Origin of the sequence: Bacillus sp. SRB_8 (assembly GCF_003264205.1) — a bacterium.
In the GTDB taxonomy this organism is placed as follows: Bacteria; Bacillota; Bacilli; order Bacillales; family Bacillaceae_G; genus Bacillus_A; species Bacillus_A mycoides.
Genome location: NZ_NADT01000070.1, coordinates 1 through 18,701, shown reverse-complemented (window position 1 = coordinate 18,701; position 18,701 = coordinate 1). Strand labels below are relative to the sequence as shown.

The 18,701-nt window shown below is 31.3% G+C and carries 20 protein-coding genes and 1 pseudogene; 15 read left to right on the top strand and 6 right to left on the bottom strand.

The genetic code is table 11. The annotated features are described in order from the left end of the window. Nucleotides 1-28 precede the first annotated feature (28 nt). On the bottom strand, nucleotides 29-1,318 hold the full coding sequence (locus B5P40_RS30905; protein ID WP_113710470.1) for a glycosyltransferase family 2 protein: 1,290 nt from the start codon (nucleotides 1,316-1,318) through the stop codon (nucleotides 29-31). Between the two features lie 307 nt (nucleotides 1,319-1,625). On the opposite strand from B5P40_RS30905, the gene B5P40_RS30900 reads away from it, so the two are divergent. The 9 genes from B5P40_RS30900 to pseI are packed head-to-tail and all read left to right on the top strand — an operon-like array spanning nucleotide 1,626 to nucleotide 10,764. Then, nucleotides 1,626-2,393 (top strand): glycosyltransferase family 2 protein, encoded by a 768-nt coding sequence (locus B5P40_RS30900; protein ID WP_002193457.1) that lies wholly within the window; start codon nucleotides 1,626-1,628, stop codon nucleotides 2,391-2,393. Between the two features lie 4 nt (nucleotides 2,394-2,397). Next, on the top strand, nucleotides 2,398-3,801 hold the full coding sequence (locus B5P40_RS30895; protein WP_181150780.1) for a CDP-glycerol glycerophosphotransferase family protein: 1,404 nt from the start codon (nucleotides 2,398-2,400) through the stop codon (nucleotides 3,799-3,801). A gap of 33 nt (nucleotides 3,802-3,834) precedes the next feature. Next, nucleotides 3,835-4,860 carry an SDR family NAD(P)-dependent oxidoreductase gene (locus B5P40_RS30890; RefSeq protein ID WP_002193459.1) on the top strand — a complete coding sequence of 342 codons (1,026 nt, stop codon included), beginning with the start codon at nucleotides 3,835-3,837 and terminating at the stop codon, nucleotides 4,858-4,860. Continuing rightward, nucleotides 4,857-5,819, top strand: a complete 963-nt coding sequence (locus B5P40_RS30885) for a dTDP-glucose 4,6-dehydratase (RefSeq protein WP_002193460.1) — start codon at nucleotides 4,857-4,859, stop codon at nucleotides 5,817-5,819. Before B5P40_RS30890 ends, B5P40_RS30885 begins: the two co-directional genes overlap by 4 nt. Continuing rightward, nucleotides 5,819-7,024, top strand: coding sequence for a UDP-4-amino-4,6-dideoxy-N-acetyl-beta-L-altrosamine transaminase (gene pseC, locus B5P40_RS30880; protein ID WP_002016608.1), 1,206 nt, complete (start codon nucleotides 5,819-5,821; stop codon nucleotides 7,022-7,024). The genes B5P40_RS30885 and pseC overlap by 1 nt, the downstream gene beginning before the upstream one ends. Further along, entirely contained in the window at nucleotides 7,025-8,020 is a 996-nt protein-coding gene (locus B5P40_RS30875; RefSeq protein WP_002016607.1) for a cytidylyltransferase domain-containing protein, read from the top strand. Nucleotides 8,021-8,059: 39 nt separating this feature from the next. Further along, entirely contained in the window at nucleotides 8,060-9,160 is a 1,101-nt protein-coding gene (gene pseG, locus B5P40_RS30870; RefSeq protein ID WP_002169370.1) for a UDP-2,4-diacetamido-2,4,6-trideoxy-beta-L-altropyranose hydrolase, read from the top strand. Nucleotide 9,161: 1 nt separating this feature from the next. Then, a complete protein-coding gene (gene pseH, locus B5P40_RS30865; protein WP_002016604.1) occupies nucleotides 9,162-9,722 on the top strand; it encodes a UDP-4-amino-4,6-dideoxy-N-acetyl-beta-L-altrosamine N-acetyltransferase in 561 nt (186 codons plus the stop codon). After that, nucleotides 9,715-10,764, top strand: a complete 1,050-nt coding sequence (gene pseI / locus B5P40_RS30860) for a pseudaminic acid synthase (RefSeq protein WP_002169371.1) — start codon at nucleotides 9,715-9,717, stop codon at nucleotides 10,762-10,764. The genes pseH and pseI overlap by 8 nt, the downstream gene beginning before the upstream one ends. Nucleotides 10,765-10,889: 125 nt before the next feature. Here pseI and B5P40_RS30855 read toward each other — a convergent pair whose 3' ends face one another. The 3 genes from B5P40_RS30855 to B5P40_RS30845 all read right to left on the bottom strand — a co-directional run bounded on the left by B5P40_RS30855 (nucleotide 10,890) and on the right by B5P40_RS30845 (nucleotide 12,602). Continuing rightward, nucleotides 10,890-11,867 carry a CgeB family protein gene (locus B5P40_RS30855; protein ID WP_002191473.1) on the bottom strand — a complete coding sequence of 326 codons (978 nt, stop codon included), beginning with the start codon at nucleotides 11,865-11,867 and terminating at the stop codon, nucleotides 10,890-10,892. 31 nt (nucleotides 11,868-11,898) lie between these two features. Further along, on the bottom strand, nucleotides 11,899-12,144 hold the full coding sequence (locus tag B5P40_RS30850) for a hypothetical protein (protein WP_002169373.1): 246 nt from the start codon (nucleotides 12,142-12,144) through the stop codon (nucleotides 11,899-11,901). A 224-nt stretch (nucleotides 12,145-12,368) separates the two neighbouring features. Next, complete coding sequence (locus B5P40_RS30845) at nucleotides 12,369-12,602, bottom strand: hypothetical protein (RefSeq protein WP_002191474.1); 234 nt, start codon at nucleotides 12,600-12,602, stop codon at nucleotides 12,369-12,371. 162 nt (nucleotides 12,603-12,764) lie between these two features. On the opposite strand from B5P40_RS30845, the pseudogene B5P40_RS34145 reads away from it, so the two are divergent. Beyond that, nucleotides 12,765-12,917, top strand: a pseudogene (locus B5P40_RS34145) (ABC transporter permease); the annotation flags it as partial. A 757-nt stretch (nucleotides 12,918-13,674) separates the two neighbouring features. Here B5P40_RS34145 and B5P40_RS30835 read toward each other — a convergent pair. Both B5P40_RS30835 and B5P40_RS30830 read right to left on the bottom strand, forming a co-directional pair. Beyond that, nucleotides 13,675-13,833, bottom strand: a complete 159-nt coding sequence (locus B5P40_RS30835; protein ID WP_000721406.1) for a Phr family secreted Rap phosphatase inhibitor — start codon at nucleotides 13,831-13,833, stop codon at nucleotides 13,675-13,677. Next, nucleotides 13,833-14,933, bottom strand: coding sequence for a response regulator aspartate phosphatase (locus B5P40_RS30830; protein ID WP_002191475.1), 1,101 nt, complete (start codon nucleotides 14,931-14,933; stop codon nucleotides 13,833-13,835). The genes B5P40_RS30835 and B5P40_RS30830 overlap by 1 nt, the downstream gene beginning before the upstream one ends. 364 nt (nucleotides 14,934-15,297) lie before the next feature. Between B5P40_RS30830 and B5P40_RS30825 the strand changes: the two genes are divergently transcribed. The 5 genes from B5P40_RS30825 (at nucleotide 15,298) to B5P40_RS30805 (ending at nucleotide 18,033) form a co-directional block, all read left to right on the top strand. Next, a complete protein-coding gene (locus B5P40_RS30825; RefSeq protein WP_002191476.1) occupies nucleotides 15,298-15,516 on the top strand; it encodes a hypothetical protein in 219 nt (72 codons plus the stop codon). A 414-nt stretch (nucleotides 15,517-15,930) separates the two neighbouring features. Beyond that, the gene (locus B5P40_RS30820) at nucleotides 15,931-16,530 is read left to right on the top strand and encodes a hypothetical protein (protein ID WP_002016593.1); all 600 of its coding nucleotides are present in this window, start codon (nucleotides 15,931-15,933) and stop codon (nucleotides 16,528-16,530) included. 161 nt (nucleotides 16,531-16,691) lie between these two features. Further along, the gene (locus B5P40_RS30815; RefSeq protein ID WP_002191478.1) at nucleotides 16,692-16,919 is read left to right on the top strand and encodes a hypothetical protein; all 228 of its coding nucleotides are present in this window, start codon (nucleotides 16,692-16,694) and stop codon (nucleotides 16,917-16,919) included. A 273-nt stretch (nucleotides 16,920-17,192) separates the two neighbouring features. Next, on the top strand, nucleotides 17,193-17,507 hold the full coding sequence (locus B5P40_RS30810; RefSeq protein WP_113710473.1) for a PadR family transcriptional regulator: 315 nt from the start codon (nucleotides 17,193-17,195) through the stop codon (nucleotides 17,505-17,507). A 1-nt stretch (nucleotide 17,508) separates the two neighbouring features. Then, nucleotides 17,509-18,033 (top strand): DUF2812 domain-containing protein, encoded by a 525-nt coding sequence (locus tag B5P40_RS30805; protein ID WP_002191480.1) that lies wholly within the window; start codon nucleotides 17,509-17,511, stop codon nucleotides 18,031-18,033. Nucleotides 18,034-18,701 lie beyond the last annotated feature (668 nt).

Below are 18,701 nucleotides of genomic sequence, written 5' to 3'. Positions count from 1 at the left end.
ATAGTCCTTCTTGGCACAATCTCGTTTGTCAGTCTTCTTGGTACTCTTCAGCTAAGTGAGATGGGTATGATGAAATAGGAGGACCAATTTTAAAGTAGGATAAGCTAGTTTTTGAAATCGGTATACAGTTCTTTAATAGATACAGTTTTTGTAACATGTCTTTATCTATTGGGTGAAGCATGCGATCTGTCATAATGAAATAATTGTGATGATAGATAAATACTTTCCCTTCAGGTAGGATCGTGTAATTAGATAAATTCGGGTAAATAGGTGGTCCATCTGAAAATTCATCTAAACTACGTTGCGAAACTTTAATAATTTCTTGAGCTGAAAATTTAAACTTGCGAAATGCTGTAGTGTTAATAAATGGACGTTTTTGATTATTTTCTATATAAAATAATTCTCCTTTTTCATTTTTTACAACACGTAAATTTGGAATGGGTTCTGTAAGAGATATAGGTGGTCCTTCTGTATATTTGTAAATAAATGGTTCGGGGATTGGGACAATTTGATTTTGATTATATTTGAAGTAAGAAAGCATTTCTTTTGATAGGGACCTACGTTTATAATTATCAACTAAAAATACGTCACCTTGTGAATTTCTAAGCAATATACCATTTAAATCTTTAGATGGGAGGTTGGCATATAGATTTTGGAAGGAAAAAGGTGTTTTGAAAGTAATATCGAGCACTTTGTTAATAGGATAGAAAGGTTGGAATGTATTTAGACGTTTCCAAAACATTGCATCTCCGTTAAACCAATATAGAGAATTGGTCTCCCAATAATTACTGTATTTTTGATAAACCTTTAATAAAATTCTTCTTGTATGCATAACTGAACAGTGATCCACAACATTTGCAGCTGTATATAAAATTTCCGAGGCTTTTCTTACATATTCATGAGTAGGTTGCAGATTATAATCAACACATTTTACATGCTGAGAAGAATACACCACATCTATTTCAGGACTTTTTTGTAAGAAAGATAACATTTCAGCTAATCTATTTGGAACGTACATAGTATCATCGGTTAAATAGCAAATATAATCTCCGCATGTTAATGGAAGCGCCTCATTAATGAGCGTTGCATATCTTGTGGTTTTATATCTTTCATTACCTTGTATAAAACTATTCTTATAATAAATTCGAGGGTCATCTAAATACTTTTTTATGATATTTATAGTATCTGGATAAGAGTTATCATCCATAATAAAAAGTTCCCATTCTTTAAAAGTTTGCATCTGAACACTTTCAATAACTTGATTAATTAAAGAAGGTTTATTATAGCTAGTGAGGATAATTGAAATTAGGGGTTTCAAAGTTGTCACCTCTTGTGAGAATTTTGGATAGCTTAATATTTTCAGGTGGATATTAATTGAATCTTTGGAGTTAGTTGTTTCTAACTATTGATATTTTCTTTTTTGTACTTAAATAGTTTATTACTTGTTCATAGATATGGTATAGACTATACCGGATTATAAAAAAGATGCATGGGCAAATAAAATAGCTACTTTATCATTTTATTACATATATAAATCTTTTTTAAAATTATCGGAACGGTTCGTCCTTTCTCTTTATATAATAACGTAACTATTTTTTATTTAATGATAAGGAGGAGAGTAAAATTTGCCTAAAATTACAGTTATTATGACGAGTTATAATAAGCCCACATTTGTAGAAAAATCGATATTAAGTGTATTAAACCAAACTTTCCAAGATTTTGAACTTTTTATTATGGATGATGATTCTAACGAACTGACTCAGAAAGTGATTCAACCATTCATAAACAAGAAAAATGTACACTTTTATAAAAGTAATGTAGGCCATATTTCTGAACGAACAAAAAAAGTCAGATATGCTGCTTTAATTAACGAGGCACTTAAACATGCAAAAGGGGAGTATATTACTTATATTACAGATGATAATCAATACGAAAAAGAGCGACTTAAAATGATGTCTAGTTATCTTGATGAGAATAAAGATGTTCAAATTATTTATTCTGCATCAAAAACGATTCATCTAGATGAGTCAGATTTACCTATCAAAACTGTTGAAAGGCCTGCAAAAAAAGTTACTAATAATGCACCATGCGCAATTGATCATTGTTCTATAATGCATAGAGCATCTGTTTTGCCGATTCTTGAAAAAAGGTGGAGTTCTTACTGGGATGAAGATCCTCAGTTTTATCGTATTGGAGATGCACGCTTTTTTTGGAGATTAAATCATTATTGGGATTTTCATCCTTTAGATGAAGTTTTAGATATCAATTATATAACTTCACATTCAATCCATGCGCAGTTATTTGCGGAAGAAAAAAATGAATTTGTACAATTATTACCACCACAAAGAACATGTAAAGAATTAAGAGAAGACTTAAGAAAAAAAAGAGGGTGAAATGTTGAGTGACATCTATTTGAAAAATTATTGGTTATTAAATCTAGAATATATAAATATTTTTTCAGAATTAAAGCATTATAATGTTGCTTTACCATTACTGAGTAATTTCTATCAATATTTGGACGAAGATGTAAAAAATAAAATGAAAGAAAAAGATTTTTATAAACAACTGTCAATTGAACCTATAGAGGAAACACAGTTGCAGTTAGAGTTTGAAAAAAGAATGTCTTCATTTCAATCAAAGATAAAAAGAATAAATCAAAATGGAGTGATTCTCCTGAATTCAGATTATCTCCGTTTTTCAGTAAGTAATTTTACTCACTTTAATCCAAATCATACAAAGATATTAACTAGATCAAAAAAGACAGAACTTTATGGTCTTCCTACAATTTGTGCACCAGATTATATAAATAAAGCCCCTAATACTGCACATGTTTTCATCGAAAAGGCTAAAAAAATCTATTCAAAGTTCAATAAACATCCACTATTTTCAAACATGTTTTTTCAAAAAAAATTACTCAGCGACCTCCCTATTATGATTGAGAAACTTAATATGGCATATTTCATTTTTAAAGAACAAGTTATTTCTGGTGTGATTGTTGGCACAACGGAGGATATAGCAAGCAGAGCTCTTACTTTTCTATCTAAAAGTGAAGGGATACCGAGTTATTGTCTTCAGCATGGTGCGATAATGGGTGAAGAAGCATACTTTCCAGTTTTCGCTACAAAACAGGTTGTATATGGAAGATATGAACGAGATTGGTACCTTCAAAAAGGGGTCAGTGAATCTCAAATTGAGATTATAGGGCATCCCAGATATGATGATATCTTCGATATGGTATATACGGATAAAAAGAATCTTTTTAAACAATTAAAAATAGACCCCTCTACAAAAGTGGTTTTTATTGCAACCCAGCCATTTAAAACTTCATTTTATGTCGAATTGACAGAAGAATTAGTTAAAGATAAAAATATCACAGTTATTATAAAGCCTCATCCTTGGGAAAAAGGGCGTAACCTAGTGGGAGAATATGTTCGGTTAAGTAACGTATATCCTAATGTTAAATATATAACAAATGAAGTGAACATGTATGATGTTATTTTACATGCGAATCTTGTGGTTATTTCTAATTCAACAGTAGGGTTAGAGGCAATGTTATTAGATATACCTGTAGTTGTTTATAAATCGTTATTAGAGGATAGAGATTATAAGTATTATGATAAATTAGATTGGCTTGTAAATCACTCTATTGAAGATATGGTGAGCACGATTGAAAAGGTCCTAAACGATTCTTTGCAGTCAAGTCTAGCAAAAGAATTAAGACAACAATTTATTAGTGAAAATTATCCACAAGAAGTAAGCACCAAAAAGTTGCAAGGCTTAATTCAAAGCGCACAAGGATAAACATTATTTTAAAAAGAGGAGGTATTCATATCCATGTTTTTTAAAAATAAAAACGTTTTAATTATTGGTGGAACAGGAACAATTGGAAAAAGCATTCTTTCTAATGTTTTAGAGGGAAAGCCAAAAGTTATAAGAATTTTTAGTAGAAGTGAATATAATCAATTTTTATTACAAGAAGAGTTTAGGGGTAAAAATCAAAATATTCGCTATTTAATTGGGGATATTCGAAATTATGATCGCCTAGATAGCGCAATGGAAAATATTGATTATGTGTTCCATGTTGCGGCGATGAAGCATGTTTCATTTTGTGAATATAATCCGTTTGAAGCGGTATTGACCAACATTTTTGGAACACAAAATGTAATAAAAGCAGCAATTGCCCAGAAAGTAAAAAAGGTGATTTTCACAAGCTCTGATAAAGCAATTTCACCAACAAATAATTATGGTGCAACAAAACTAACAGCTGAAAGATTGATAACATCAGCGGAATATTCAAAAGGATCTAGTGAAACAATATTTGCAAGTGTACGTTTCGGAAATGTTATGGGATCGAGAGGTTCTGTTATTCCCTTATTTGAAAATCAAATTAAAGAAAATCACAAAATAACTGTAACTGATCTTAGTATGAGCAGATTTATGATGACACTGAAACAAGCAACGATGTTAACCATTGAAGCAATGAAAATAGCAAAGGGCGGTGAAACTTTCATATTGAAAATGCCAGTTATTTCATTAAAAGATTTAGGTGAAGTGATGATAGAAGAAGTTACAAAGTTGTATAGTTTGTCCAAGGATAGTATTAAGATTGAAGAAATTGGATTAAAACCTGGTGAAAAAATGTATGAAGAACTTATGACACATGATGAATCTTTACAGGCTTTTGAATTACCGGATATGTTTATCATACCAAGTCCACTAAAAAAGGGTGCTCAATATGAAAATGCCAATAGAGCGAAGCCAGGATTTTATCGCTCTGATCATCAAGATGCGATTTCAAAAGAAGAACTTAGAAATTTGATTATAAACCAGCAACTACTAGCAGGAGGGGAGAAATTATGAAAATATTAGTAACTGGTGGTGCAGGATTTATTGGTAGGTGGGTTGTAAAGCGATTATTGCAAGATAAGCATGAAGTATGGATATTAGACAATTTAGCGAATTCAACTACAGCAAATATTATCGAGTTCGTTTATGATTTAAACTTGAAGCAATGTATACAAGGAGATATTAAAGATAAAAAATCGGTTGACCAATTATTTAAAAATCATTCATTTGACCTTTGTTATCATTTAGCAGCAAGTATTAATGTTCAAGATAGTATAGATGATGCTAGAACGACTTTTGAAAATGATACAATAGGTACTTTTAATTTGTTAGAACAATGTCATAAGCATAATGTCAAAATGGTCTTTATGAGTACTTGTATGGTATATGATAAAGCTACTAATACACAAGGAATATCAGAATTAGACCCCATTAAACCAGCTTCTCCATATGCTGGATCAAAAATAGCTGCTGAAAATATGGTTCTATCTTACTATTATGCTTATAAGCTTCCAGTTGTGGTAATTCGTCCATTTAATACGTACGGACCATTCCAGAAAACTGGAGGTGAAGGTGGGGTTGTTGCCATTTTTATAAATAATAAATTAGATAAAATACCAGTAAATATTTATGGAGATGGGAAACAAACGAGAGACCTTTTATACGTTGAAGATTGTGCAGATTTCGTTGTGAAAGCAGGCTATTCTTCTAAAGCAAATGGTCATATTATCAACGCAGGAACAGGACAAGATATATCAATTAATAAATTAGCAGAATTGATTTCGGGAAATAAAGTAAGTATTCAACATGTAACTCATATCCATCCACAAAGTGAAATTCAAAAATTATTATGTAACTATGAAAAAGCAAAAACAATATTAAATTGGGAACCGAAAGTTTCTTTAGAAGATGGAGTTATTAAAACAGAAGAGTGGATTAAATCTTTAAAAATTAACCCTAAGGAGAAAGAATAATGGCCAGGGAAATTCTCGGTATACATGGGGGAAATCCTGTTAGAGGAACATATTTGCCTTATGGTCAACAACAAATTGATGACCATGATATTCAGGCAGTTATAGATATATTAAAAGGAGACTTTTTAACGACAGGACCAACGATTCAACAGTTTGAGGAGGCTATAGCAAAATACGTTGGGGCAAATTACGCTGTTTCTTTTTCAAGTGGTACAGCTGCTTTGCATGCTGCCTGCTATGCAGCTGGAATCACAGAGGGAGACGAAGTAATTACAACCTCAATGACATTTGTAGCAAGTGCAAATTGTATTTTATACCAGGGTGGAAAGCCAGTTTTCGCTGATATAGACTATGAAACATACAATATCAGTACTAAGTCTATAGAGGAAAAGATTACAAACAAAACAAAGGCTATTATTCCCGTACACTTTACTGGGCAGCCTGTAGAATTAGATAAAATAAAGAAAATAGCAAATGAGAATAACTTGATTATCATTGAAGATGCAGCACATGCATTAGGAGCCACTTATAAAAATCAAAAGATTGGTTCAATTGGTGATATGACAATGTTTAGCTTTCATCCTGTGAAACATATTACAACAGGAGAGGGTGGAGTAATTACTACAAATAATACTTTGCTTTATGAAAAGCTTGTTCAATTTCGTACACATGGAATTGAAAGGAATCCTCAAAAACTTCTTGATAATCATGGGCCTTGGTATTATGAAATGCAATTTTTGGGTTACAACTACAGGATGACTGATATACAGGCTGCTCTTGGCTTATCACAGTTAAGTAAATTAGATTCTTTTATTAAGATTAGAAAGAAATATGTAGACATTTATAATAAAGAATTTAATAGTTTACCTGAAATCATCATACCAAAGCAATTGCCCCAAACCCACTCAAGTTGGCACCTTTATATCATTCGGTTAAATACTAAATTATTAAAGGGTAATCGAAAAGAAATTTATGAGGCATTACAAAAAGAAAATATTGGTGTGAATGTGCACTATATACCAGTACATTTACAACCGTTTTATCAAAATTTGGGTTATAGAAAAGGCCTTTGTCCACAAGCCGAAAATTTATATGAGGAAATTATTACACTTCCTCTATTTCCTAAAATGACAAAAGTTGATGTAGGGGATGTAATAAAAGCAGTAAGAAAAGTTCTTTCGTTTTATAGAGTTGCTAAACATTAAATGAAAGGGGTGTTATTAGAATTGCGAAACAAAAAGTTGTTAAGAGCAGTAACAAAAGTTGATATAAAAAAAGGAGAAATCATTACAGCTAATAAAGTTGATATGGAACTAGGTATCGTTGAAAATGCACTGAACCAGCTTCAGTTTGAGGAATTATTACCTCAAGTAGCTTTATATAATTTGCAAGCAGGAACTCCATTAACGAAAGAGGTTATTGAACCTCCTAAAGTAGTAATTATTGTACTTTGTAGATTAAAATCTACTAGGTTGCCTTTAAAAGCAATATTGCCAATACATGGAATCCCTTCTATTGAACGCTGTCTTATAAATGCATTAGCTATTCCTGGGGGACACCAAGTCATACTTGCTACTTCAGATGTAGCACAAGATGATCCTTTAGAAAAATTTGATCTAGGTGGGAAGGTTAAAATTTTCAGAGGTGATCCAGAAAATACCGCAGATCGCATACTCCAAGCTGCAAAACAAGAAAATGCAAACATTGTTATGCGGATTACAGGAGATTGCCCAGTTGTATCACCAGAAATCAATAATTATTTACTAGAGCAACATTTGAAAAGTGGAGCAGATTATACACAAGCACAGCTAAGTACGTTACCTGTCGGAACAGCAGGCGATATTTTCACATTAGAAGCAATTGAACGTTTGCTACAAACCCCGAAAACCTTAACCTATACAGAATACCTTCCATTTTATTTTACAAATAATCCTCATTTATTCCGGGTCAATATAGTAAAACTCCCTCCTTCATTTTGTTATCCTTCTTGGAGGTTAACATTAGATGAACAACCAGATTTAGATTTGTTCAATGAACTTTATAAAAATCTTAATGTAAAAACCAAACCTATATATTTTCACCAAATAAAAGATTACATCCTTCGAACCCCTGAACTCATTCGAATCAATAGTCATGTGAAATTGAAATGGGCAAATCAACAATCATTAGTAGATGAGCTAAATAGAGAAACAAAATTATAAATCAATAAATTGTATTACTTTTAACGAGGAGGGAGTAACTTGGATGAGAAAAAAATTGTCTTTCGCGCTGATGCATCTATTGAAATAGGGACCGGCCATATTATGCGTTGTTTAACACTGGCTCAGGAGTTACAGAATAAAGGTGCGCAAATTTATTTCATTTGTCGTAAGTTACAAGGTGATCTTCAGCAATATATTTTAAGTAAGGGATTCCACGTATTTTTATTAGATACAAATGATGAAAATACTGAATACTCAAATGCAGTATATGGAAGTTATTTAAATTGGCTAAAATGTCATTGGTTTGTTGATGCACAACAAACCAATGATATATTGTCACAACTCCCACGATTTGATTGGTTAATAGTTGATCATTATGGATTAGATAAAAAATGGGAAACTGTTTTAAGAAAAACTGTAAAAAAGATTATGGTAATTGATGATCTTGCAGATCGAGTACATGATTGTGAGTTGTTACTAGATCAAAATCTATACGAAAGCCTTAATGAACGCTATAAAGAATTAATACCAGAGCACTCTTTAATAAAATTAGGACCTAAATATGCCATATTACGGCCAGAGTTCCATTCTGCTAAGAAATTTTTACGAAAAAGAACGGGTGCGGTTGAACATATTTTTATATTTTTTGGTGGGCACGATGTAACGAATGAGACATTAAAAACGTTAAGAGCTATACAAAATATTAATAGTGATACTTTAAAAATAGATGTAGTGGTAGGAAGCCAAAATCCTCATAAGAAAGATATTCAAAATTATTGCAAGAGCATTTCAAACGCTTCATTTTATTGTCAAATAGAGAATATTGAAGAGTTTATGATACGAGCGGATTTAGGGATAGGAGCTGGGGGAACAACAACATGGGAGCGCTGTTTTCTTGGATTACCTTCTATAACAATTACAACTGCACAAAATCAAATAGAAGTAACCAAAGCTGTGGCGGAGGCCGGAGCTACATGGAATATCGGTACAGCTGAAAGTGTTTCAGATGAAACCATTACGAAATGTCTAAACAAACTTTTAACAGATTCAGATAAAGTGAGAGAAATGTCTAATAAAGCTCTTGCCATAAAGTGTGCCAGTAATTCGGATGAAATAACAAAAATTATTTTAGGAGGATAGTATGTTAAACATTGAAAAATTCCATTTGAAATGTATAGAAAAGAAAGATTTAAATCTTATTTTAAAGTGGAGGAATACAGAAGAAATTCGTTCTGTTATGTACGAAGATCATAAAATAACAATAGACGAACACTATAAATGGTTTGAAAAACTAAAATATGATGAAACAATGATTGCAAGATTACTAATATATAAAGAAAAGCCAATTGGATTTGTTAATTTTACAAAAATAAATAAAATAGATCGAACTTGTAATTGGGGATTTTATATAGGAGACAAACAGAGTGTAAGGCGTGCTGGAACTGTATTAGGTATAGTAGCATTAGACTATATTTTTGAAACAAATGGCATACAAAAAGTATGTGCAGAAATATTAGAATCAAATCGTATTAGTTTAAACTTTCATCAGAAACTCGGCTTCCAGGAAGATGGAAGATATGTGAACCATATTTTCAGGGATAATGAATTTATCGACGTTATTACAATGACCCTTTTTTATGAACAATGGATGGAAAGGAAAGAAGCTATAAAAAAAGAAATTGAAGGTGAAAAATATGAGTAATTTATATATCGGGGGTAGAGAGATTGGCAATAGCTCGCCACCATTTATTATTGCAGAAATGTCAGGGAATCATAATCAATCATTAGATAGAGCCTTGCAAATTGTAGAGGCAGCAGCAGAGGCTGGAGCACAAGGATTTAAAATTCAAACATATACACCAGATACAATGACTTTAAATATAGAAAATGGTGATTTTTTAATTCAGGATACGAAAAGCTTATGGAAAGGTAAAACACTTTATCATTTATATAAAGAAGCATATACACCATGGGAGTGGCATAAACCCATTTTTGATCGCTGTATAGAATTAGGAATGATACCATTTAGTACTCCATTTGATGAAACTGCTGTAGATTTTCTAGAATCATTGAATGTTTCTTGTTATAAAATCGCATCTTTTGAAAATACTGATATTCCCCTCATACGTAAAGTAGCAACGACAGGAAAACCAATAATCATTTCGACAGGTATGGCTTCTATTGCTGAATTAGATGAAACAGTAAGAGCTGCGAGAGAAGAGGGATGTAAAGAATTAATTCTATTAAAATGTACAAGTACGTATCCTGCATCTCCGAAATCTACAAATATAGCTACGATACCTCATATGAAGGAGTTATTTAAATGTGAAGTAGGTTTGTCTGATCATACACTTGGGGTAGGAGTATCTGTAGCGAGTGTCGCCTTGGGAGCCACAGTAATTGAGAAACATTTAACGCTTTCGAGATCGGATGGAGGAGTTGACGCTGATTTTTCAATGGAACCTGCTGAATTTAAATTATTAGTAAGCGAAACTGAAAAAGCATGGGAATCTTTGGGGAAAGTATATTATGGCCCTACTGATTTAGAAAAAGATTCTTTAAAATTTAGAAGGTCATTATATGTTGTAGAAAACATAAAAGCGGGAGAGGCTTTCACGATAGAAAATATTAAAGCTATTAGACCAGGTAATGGCTTATTACCAAAACACCTATCCAAAATTATCGGAAAGAAAGCGAATAAGGACATTGAAAAAGGAACGCCTGTTTCGTGGGATCTTATTTGATAGGGTACAATTAGATACTACTAGGAATTCGTTGAATAAATTAAAATGCCTTTTCAATTTAATGAAAAGGCATTTTAATTTATTCAGAATGATTATAGAAGAAAAGATATTTTTAATTTAATAACCTAATGAAGTTGTGATTGTAAAATAGTCGTAATAAAATGGATTCTCTCATGAAAAGTATGCTGTGTAATAACTTTTGTATGAATTTTTTCGACCATTAATCTTTTCGAAATCGTATCATTCAAATGAAAAGATACTTTATTTAAACAGTCCTCAAAGCTATTATAGGATATAATTTCATCTTTATTGAAGAAAGATGAAAGGTCAGATTTTTCTTCTATAATTTGAAAGCCTTGGCAAGCTGCAATATCAAACGTACGATTATTAATGGTATTATTTTTCACTTTATTTTTATTTTTATTCTGTGAAAATAGATGACTACGATGAGGGTTTAATATAAGACTAGCGTTATTATAATAGAGTGCAACTTCTTGAGGTGGAATCCATTCTTCTATAATTTTAATTCTTCGGTGATTCCGCCATTTTTTAATTAACTTATTTCTCCAGTGTTGACCAATAACAGTATAGTGATAAGGGGTTTTTTCCAAAAGAAACTGCATCAATTTTACTCGGGTTGGATAAGGATATCCAATGAACAATATTTCACTTTTATATTTCGAATTTCTTAGACCAGGCTTAAATACATCTATATTAGTTGCTAATGGTAAGTGGTATACATTGGTATATCCTAAACCTGAATAATATTTAAGTGCTTCACTATCAATAGTAAATATAAAATCAAAGTTATTTAATAGAAGAAGAGAGGTATCTATATAAAATGGGTCCTCTGTTAACCAGACAGCTAATTTAATGTTCCTTTTTTTAAAATATTGAATTGCTTTTTGTGGTAGATGATTACCTAATAAGGTGAAAACAATATCAGGATGAAACGTTGCCGTAATGAAATCCAATTGCTCTATTAATTCACTCGGCTGTACTGCTAATAATTCGAAATTTTGATCGATAAGTGTTCTCTGTATGCTTTGATCTAGATATTGATAGATTTTTGAGTAACCAGAAGTAATGTATAAGAGTTTCATATTTCAATCCCTGCTTTAGGTTTAAAATATATTATGAGATAAATGTAACACTTTCTATTTCTTTACAACTGATCTTAGTAATACTTGTAGTAGGAGGAGTAACTGAATTTTCCTCTTCTAATGTGACGATACAAGTATTAGGGTTAAAATTTGTAAAAATAGCAGGTCCAATAATATTTCCAGATTTACCAGTCACAGTAACGACTTCGCCTGGTTGTAAATTTTTAAAAATACTACATACTCCACCTGAACAACGAAATAAATTACATAAGAACAAATTTATCCCTCCTTTAAACAATATACTATATCATATGAAAGTATGTAGAGGGATGTGTAGACAAGTAACCTTTAGAAGGGGGAAAATTCAGTTTAAAGCAACTTATTGAAATGATAGATACAATGGAATAATACATTTTGGAGCATTTTGATTAGATTATCCATAGTTAAGACATTCATTAGAATGTCTTAACTATGGATTGAACTTTAACCACCTGAAGCATCTTAAGGGGTGGTTAAAGTAACACTTTCAATATCTTCACAACTTATGAATATAGTATTGGTAGAAGAGGGGGTTATCACATCTTCTTCAACTAATACAACCGCACAAGTATTCGCAATGAACTGTGAAAAAGTAGCAGGACCAATAATTTGACCTGATCTAGTGGTAATTGTAACAACTGTTCCCTTTGGCCATGAAGAGAATATAACACAAGCTAAACCTGTACATGCTGCCATATTAAACCCTCCTAACTTTAAGTTTTGATTGATATAATACAGTCCAAACATTTTATATTGTATGTGGTAGCAATATGAACTGTTTGGACTAATAAAAAACTAGAATTATATAAAAACGTAAAAACAGTAAGTGGTATCACTAATATGAAAAATGTAATAAAAAAACATGAGGAAGAACCTTGTGTTAATCTAAAAGTGGATTATTGTGATGATAAAAAAAATAAGCTTGTAAGAGCATCTGCTTTTAGAGCTGTGAGTAAAGTTAATCAAAATGTACCAGCAAATACTTTTGTTAAAGTCTTATTCCAAAATGAGTTCCTTCTTAAAGAAATGGGATAAAACAGGGAACTGGACAGGGCCAACTGATATGCGAGAAATATATAGGCTAGGAAGAGAAGTTTGGGATGCAACTCATTTACAGCAAAAAGAAAACTAAACAGAAGTGTTATCTGAAAACAAAAAAAGAGCGCATAGATGAGCGCTCTTAGTAAAGTAGACTATATGAGTCTTGGATTAGTATATAATAATATATGCTAATTTCGTTTAAGTGTGTAAACAAAATTAAATAAAAAGAGCACATATTTGAACTACTCACCACTTCAAATAGTCCGTTAGGACGTTAAGTGGTGAGTAGTTCAAGGATTTGGGCAGATTCTTATGTGAGATAGCATAAGAGCCTGTTTGCATGCTCTACCTTTCTTTATGTACAATAAAGATAATAGAACGTATTTTGAAATTAAAGTAAATATATTTAAACATACAGAACTTATGTTAAATACAAATTTGTATTCTATTCATGAGCAAACATATAGAAGAAAGTAGACGCTCATTATCGTAGTACGTCTAATCGAAAAGCATTGCTGAAGATTTTGGCAGTGCTTTTTCTAAATCAACTTTTTGATATTTTTCATTCTGCTCACAATTATATAGAAAAGTTGAAAGAAGAACGTGAATAGTCCGAAACAAATGTGTTTCGGACTAGGGATTCGATATTTTATCCATTTTATTCAACATTTTTTAAGAATTAAAAGGCTGAATTTTCTGATTCATAAAGCGAGAAAAATGTATTACGTTAATCAATAGATACCCCACTAGAGACAATCGGTTTTGTTGGTGCTGGCGTATCTCCACCATTAAACGAAGAGTGTTGTGATACATTTAAACTAATCATGCTACATGCTAACGCACTTACTACTACCATACTTAATAACACTTTTTTTATTTTTTTCATTACTTTAACGCTCCTTTTCTCAAATGTTTCTTATCAGCATTATTGCTAATATAGAAATATTTGCTCGCTTTAACATGATTATTTGCCTCGTAAAATTGGAGTGCTAAAATCTCTGCATATTCTTTTACACAATCCCACATGTCCTCTTTTTCAAAATAAGAAATTGCATCAGTAACTACTTTTTCTAATTTAATTCTAGGTAGTTCTGTGATTAGTTCATTTAAAACTGCGAAACGATGCTTATATTCCTCATTCCCTGATTCATTTGTATACTTTATTCCTTGCTCGATATATGCTTTTGCTGTTTCAACGCCTTCTAATTTATAATATGCTCTTGCTAAGACAAATAATGCTTTAAAATGGTTCGGTATGGTATTTATAATTTCAGAACTCTGTCTAATCGCCAATGGATATAAGTCTTGAATATTATATAACCAGCCTAAATTGGATCGTACTCGTAATAATAATTGTTCTTCATCATACTTCTTAAAAACATCAATAACCGTATTGAGACATTCTTCCGCTCTTTCAAATTCTCTTAGGTCTATACAAGCCAGTCCATATACATTGTCGCATAAAGCAATATTAATTTCATAGCCTACATGATTCCGGTATATTTCTTTGGCTTTTACTACATGTTGAATCGCTTTAAATGGTTGATAAGATTGATAACAGTAAGTTGAAAATCTATACTCAAACTCGGCTTTTTCTACTTCATCAGGTATATCAATTAAAAGTTCTTCTGCCTTTTCATAGTGTGTTTTCGCTTCAGTATAATTTGCTAAAATTGTAGAGTGGATTGCCTTAAAGAAATAATAATAGTAAGCTAAAAATGAAAATTCCTCTTTGATATTAGGGAGTTTTTCTATTTGATTAAAAGAATCTTTTGTAATACTCATTCCATCTACCAAGACTTTATATCTAAAATTCAGTAGGGAATAATAGAATGATACATATTGGTCTATTTCTATTTCCTTTAAACGTTCTTTTACTTGTAGATATGTCTGTTTTGCTTCTTTTACATGATATAAACGAATTTCTTCATACCATTCATGTAATAATTCCATCAATTGCTTATTACTTTTTTCTTGAACAGTCATAATATCCCCCATTTCTCTGTAAAGGCTTATTCTGATAATAACAGGAAATAGATACATTAAATTTAACTACGATTTTTTTCATTAATATACAGAATATTCTGAATTATTTGATTGTCCATGCTTTTAAATTTCAAATAGTAAAATTAAGGAAATGAAAGTTTCGTTAATGGATTTTTTGATTTTTTAACTGTTGTCTATTGAATACTTCTTATAAGCGGTGGCGTAGCACTATAGTAGAAAAAGAGAGAGATTATACTGTTATGGTATTGAGAAATATATAGGGCTTATTAAGCTTCAAGGGATTCCTCGAAAATAAATAGAAGTATATCCATATCTATTTACATTGAAGAGGGAGCGTTGGTTTATGATAAGTTTTGGGATTAATTTACGCAATATTATTAGTTATACACAAGAGAGTAGGAATCTTAATAATATACGTATTTTAAGTAAGTTGGGTATAAGATTATTTGATATATATGGAGAACCATTACCTGTATCAGATGTTAATCGAGAACTGGTAACGGCATTAAAACGCCAAGACATAAATACGCAAAGATATATATTAAGTCATTTACAAGGATAGAAAAAACGATATTATGCCGTGTTTATTCATACATATGTTCTATCCGATAAACCAAGAGGCTATAATCGTAGGTTTGTGAAATTTCGTTTTCCTAGATTTAATTATATACTACAGTATGTATCGCTATGAAATGTATAAACCTCGTGTGTGTAAGTAAGAACAGAATAAAGCATGTGTAAAAAGTACCCATCCAATTATTATGTGTATCACAATTGGATGGGTACTTTTTTACTTATTCCCAAATAGGGAAAAAGCTAAATGCAATGGATAGTCATCAAAACGCGAGTGTACAAATGTAACAAATGAAATTTTTATTCATAAGTGTGGTTCTTCTATTTAATCAAGTATGATTTAATACTTTCTTAGTTTTGGTTAAGGAAATTTATATACTTAAAGTAAAGGGGAGAATTTTTAATGAAGGGGGAGGAGAATTTGAAAATTTTCAACTCAGTTGCTCCTACACAAATAAAAAATGAAGATTTACCATTTGATATTTCCTGGATGACCGATTGGATTGTAGACTGGTTTGGTTCTTTGTTTAATGGCGGCAGTGATGTAATAAAAGATGGGGGAAATAAAGTAGATGGTGCAGTCCATGTGAGTGTGCCTGCATTTTTTGATGTTATTTTCCTTATTCTTTCTGTAGTAATTTTAATTTCATTATTAGTTTTTGGAGCTTCTTTATGGTTTAAACATATAAAGTGGAAAAAAAGATCTATCTATTTTGGAGTAGGTTCCTTTATTCTCATTCTATTAATAAGGATTCTACCAGTGTTAATGTTGACAACACGTTCTTTTGATTTTCAAACCTTTATGAGTAATATGGTGGGTTTAATCACTTCTATAATTTTAGGGACAGCTGTATTGATGTTTTTAATATCTTTAGCATTAGGTATGCTTTATAAGAAATTTGAACATCCCAAATATGGAAAATGGAGTTCAAGTTTGAGATATAGTTCAATTTTTATATTTGTAATGACATTGCTAGTACCGGCCTTACTGCGTCATTTATAATCTTGGTTTATATAAGGAGAAGGAGGAATAGTGCAGGTAGTATCTATAATGTTTCTGTGTAATTATGCCAGTACTTGTTCTCCTCTAGGTTGCTGATTTAAGTCTTAAACATTAAAAAGGATTTTGTTGTACGAAGTTTTGGCAAAGGAGGAGAGGTACTAGTGACCACTTTTGTTGTAATGGTGAGTATATTCTTAATTCTGTTCGTAATTGGTCCCAAAGCGACTAAGAGAAAAGAAGAAAGAGATAGAATAGAAAAAGAACATAAGGAGAAAATGGAGATTTTAGAGGAAGAAAAGATTGATTTAGATATTAATGGAACCAATGTAAGGTTACACAAGAAGCCTAAATTAAAGAAAAGTATATATAAAATAAAGAGTGATAGATAATTCCTCAATAGTAACTGTCAGCTAGAAATGAAGATACGGCGCTGTAATGGAGGAAAGATCACAAAAAATGATTAATCTTTATGTATAAAAACTTAAGCAATCCAAAATTCAAACCCATATTAATTGTGGATTTGAATTAAAGTTTAATAAGGATCTTATTTCAAGATGGAATGGATGTATATATTCATTCCATCTTTTTTATTGTTTAATATATCACTTAATGATATATTATTTATAGATATATCATTAAGTGATATAGAGAGTGGGGATAAAATGAAGTCACTAGAACAATTAACCGATTCAGTATTTTATATTATGGCAGGGTTTACAAAGCCTAGACATGGCTATGCGGTGATGAGTTTGATTGAAGAATTAACGAATGGAAAAGTAGTAATTGGGCCTGCATCACTATATACAATCATTAAAAAGTTAATATCCCAATCATACATTGAATTATTTGATGACTCAGATTCACGTAGAAAGGTATATGTTTTGACGGATAAAGGAAGAGAAGTGTTAGAGCAAGATATCTTGAGACGTAAAACGATGCTTGAATTTGCTGAAAATGGATTAAAAGGGGAGAACTAAAATGGGAGAAACAAAATATATAACATCATTTGGAATTGCTTTTTCTGAAAATAAGGATTTTAAAAAGTTAAGAAAGTATGCTGCAAAAGGATGGATTGTGAAGCGCTTTAAAAGAATGGGATATGAATTAGAAAAAGGAAATGCTGAAGATGTTATTTTTAGTCTTGATATTAGAGAATTAGGTGAGAATGATTTAGAAGAGTATGTCGAAATGTTTGAATTGGCAGGTTGGGAGTATGTTTGTTCAAGCTATAATATGCACCTATTTAAAGCGAAACCAGGTACAAAGCCGATTTATACAGATGCAGAAACAAAAAGGGAAAAGATTAAAAATGTTAGAAAACCAGTTATATCAACAGTTGCAATCAGTACGGCCTTACTGATTGTAAGTTATATAGTTTCTTCGATGAGTTCGGGATTATTAAGTACAATATTTGAAATAGTTTTCATGTTTTCGATTGTCATTACTATTCCAATGTTAATGACATTAATAGCGACTTACTACCATTCGTTGCGAACAAGATAATATAGAAAGTAAATTTTTAAGTTTATAAAAAAGGTGGGTGTTATAAGTTATTCGCCTACCAAAATGATCCGATTTTTTAGAGATAAGTTATAAATCCCTTACATTTGAACAATCTCTGCTCAAATGTAAGGGATTCTTTTTATAATGAGATGAATCTTCTCAGTATCTTTTTATCTGAATTTATTTTAATTGTTGAAAATTTTGTAAAAAATACTGATTCCAATAGGAATATATGTGCTTTATTCTCCTGTATTTTATTTTTGCACCAGAACCATGGGTTATGTTAACCATACATTTATACAGTATATATGTGAAAAATGTTTTGGAGTGAATATATTTTTTTAACAGTACCGTTTATATTTGAAAATGTGAAATTGGGCTTAATTGTATGATTCTATTGTGGTTTTCATAGGCGTTTTCCTTATACTTATATTTGGAAGGTTCATATGTTGTGGTGTAGGTATTTAGAAAAGTTGTTTTTTCTATAAGGTAGGTGAGAACTATGAGCAAATTTAAAAAGAATAGATGTATACCGTTTCAATGTTGTTTCCCTTTACCTGAAATTGGTCCAACAGGAATAACAGGAGCAACAGGACCATCAGGACCACCAGGTCCAACGGGAGCAACAGGTTCGACAGGAGAGACGGGACCATCAGGTGGTCCACCAG

Coding starts and splice junctions, on each gene's coding strand:
- pseC (WP_002016608.1), top strand. CDS start 5,819: ATGGCCAGGGAAATTCTCGGTATACATGGGGGAAATCCTGTTAGAGGA.
- B5P40_RS30885 (WP_002193460.1), top strand. CDS start 4,857: ATGAAAATATTAGTAACTGGTGGTGCAGGATTTATTGGTAGGTGGGTT.
- B5P40_RS30810 (WP_113710473.1), top strand. CDS start 17,193: ATGAAGTCACTAGAACAATTAACCGATTCAGTATTTTATATTATGGCA.
- B5P40_RS30835 (WP_000721406.1), bottom strand. CDS start 13,833: ATGAAAAAAATAAAAAAAGTGTTATTAAGTATGGTAGTAGTAAGTGCG.
- pseI (WP_002169371.1), top strand. CDS start 9,715: ATGAGTAATTTATATATCGGGGGTAGAGAGATTGGCAATAGCTCGCCA.
- pseH (WP_002016604.1), top strand. CDS start 9,162: ATGTTAAACATTGAAAAATTCCATTTGAAATGTATAGAAAAGAAAGAT.
- B5P40_RS30890 (WP_002193459.1), top strand. CDS start 3,835: ATGTTTTTTAAAAATAAAAACGTTTTAATTATTGGTGGAACAGGAACA.
- B5P40_RS30820 (WP_002016593.1), top strand. CDS start 15,931: ATGAAGGGGGAGGAGAATTTGAAAATTTTCAACTCAGTTGCTCCTACA.
- B5P40_RS30830 (WP_002191475.1), bottom strand. CDS start 14,933: ATGACTGTTCAAGAAAAAAGTAATAAGCAATTGATGGAATTATTACAT.
- B5P40_RS30845 (WP_002191474.1), bottom strand. CDS start 12,602: ATGGCAGCATGTACAGGTTTAGCTTGTGTTATATTCTCTTCATGGCCA.
- B5P40_RS30875 (WP_002016607.1), top strand. CDS start 7,025: ATGAAAGGGGTGTTATTAGAATTGCGAAACAAAAAGTTGTTAAGAGCA.
- B5P40_RS30855 (WP_002191473.1), bottom strand. CDS start 11,867: ATGAAACTCTTATACATTACTTCTGGTTACTCAAAAATCTATCAATAT.
- B5P40_RS30805 (WP_002191480.1), top strand. CDS start 17,509: ATGGGAGAAACAAAATATATAACATCATTTGGAATTGCTTTTTCTGAA.
- B5P40_RS30825 (WP_002191476.1), top strand. CDS start 15,298: ATGATAAGTTTTGGGATTAATTTACGCAATATTATTAGTTATACACAA.